3 pseudogenes are annotated in these 1,692 nt (G+C 57.9%); all 3 read right to left on the bottom strand.

Annotated elements, in window-relative coordinates:
* Nucleotides 1–791 (bottom strand): annotated as a pseudogene (locus I73_RS31780) (AAA family ATPase); the annotation flags it as partial.
* A 61-nt stretch (nucleotides 792–852) separates the two neighbouring features.
* Nucleotides 853–1,065: pseudogene (locus tag I73_RS15890) on the bottom strand (cytochrome c oxidase subunit II); the annotation flags it as partial.
* A 374-nt stretch (nucleotides 1,066–1,439) separates the two neighbouring features.
* Nucleotides 1,440–1,692, bottom strand: a pseudogene (locus I73_RS33245) (biotin synthase); the annotation flags it as partial.

A 1,692-nucleotide genomic window follows, 5' to 3' on the forward strand; every position in this document is an offset into this window, starting at 1 on the left:
GTATCTCTGAACTGTGGATTCAGCTCAGCAGGTCTGGGGAGTTCAATTTTGATTGCCGCAGCATCGACACGTCGCTGAAGATCTAGCACCTTGTTCTTGTGCTCAGCCAGATCTTTGGAGAAGTGGGATCGAAAGGCATCGAGCCGATCCTGCGTGACTGTGTTGCCGCAGAACTCGCAAGTGCCTGGATTAGCATGCAGCCCAAGACCGCTCTCAATCCATCGCTCAATGGCCGGATTTTCCTCTAGGTGCTTTATCGTGTTTGAGAATATCGGTGTAGATGGGAGCAACCCATTAGCTTCTTCGTGAAGCTTCTTAATAGATGGCGCGCTGTGAACCGGGGAGACTTCCAAAGGCTTCTTCGAATCTGGCGTGAGAGCCAGATCAATGGCATCCGCTAGATCCTTCTCTGACAGTAGTTGAGATTCATCTAGGATGCCAATGGCAAGGATGTCATTGTCAAGATGTGCCGCATTGTAGGGATCGACCTTGATGCTCAGCCGAATATTTTGGGCAAAAACTCGTTTGGATTCTCTGATGGCCTCGTTGTGCTCATCACATTTCTTATTGAGCCCTCGGCTGCATTCCTTCGCTGCCTTAACCCTGTCGTTGAGCTTGTTGATCTTTCTCTGAGCCTCTTCGGACTCCTTGCCTAGCAGGAGAATCGCATTGCAGTTCCCGGAGTCAAAGGACAGGTTGTTTCTTACGAAATCTGAATTGAAGACGCGAACGGATAGGACGGACTCATGGAAATTCCTTTCTGTGATGGCATCTGCGCCGCCATTGAAAGTAAATTCGCAGTCTTTGAAATCCGGGTGAGGGGACTTTGCTTCGAGCTTGGCAAAGAGCCTCCGGCTTGGCCCCCAGCGATTTGCGGTGCTTCAGGATGGAATAGAACATCACCCCGAAGACGCCGATGAAGATCAGCAGGCAGACCACCAGCAAGCCGTAATGCAGCGACTGCACATCGGCGGCGATCTGCGTGGCCGGTGGCGCCAGATCCATCTGGCGCACGGCCGGCCCGCCCGGCAGGCTCTGAACCGCACCATCGGCGGCCCAGGCCATCCGGCCTCCCCACACTGACAAAAGGGCGATGCCCCCTGTCCATCCCGCGGTCTTGCCCAGCATGCTGCACATCCCCTTGGTGACGGCTGTCCCGTTGCGGTGCCGGTACGTTGCAAGCGGCTTGCGAACGATCAAGCTCATCCGGCGAGCCCCAGCGTAGGGCAGCCGTGCTCACCGAAGGGAGAGCGTTTCTACTCAAACGCGATGGCTGAGTGTGCTGATAGGGATTGATCCAGATCGACCCAGGAAGTGCATTGACGCCATGGAAAACACCATGACGAATAGGTATTCATTCCAACGGCTCAGTTATTGAGCCTCCCGCGACGGATGCGTTGAAACCCGAACCAGCAAGACCCGTCGCCGCGTCGCCAGGGTCAGCGCGGCGACTTCGGCTCGCGCAGCATGCGCCGCATGGTGGCCAGATCGACTGCCGTCTCGGCAGCCACGGCGGGGCCGCGCTCCGGCGCCTGGAAGGCGTGGCCGTAGACCAGCTCCAGGGTCAACGCAATGCGTCCTTGACCATCGGGCCTCGCGCTCAGGGCCTGCAGCAGGCGCTCCCGGCAGGGCCGGCTGCGCAAACCGCGCAGACGCCCCGGCACGGCATTGCCGCCCCAGCTGCGCAGCTCG

Source organism: Ideonella sp. B508-1 (assembly GCF_000333615.1).
In the GTDB taxonomy this organism is placed as follows: Bacteria; Pseudomonadota; Gammaproteobacteria; order Burkholderiales; family Burkholderiaceae_C; genus Ideonella.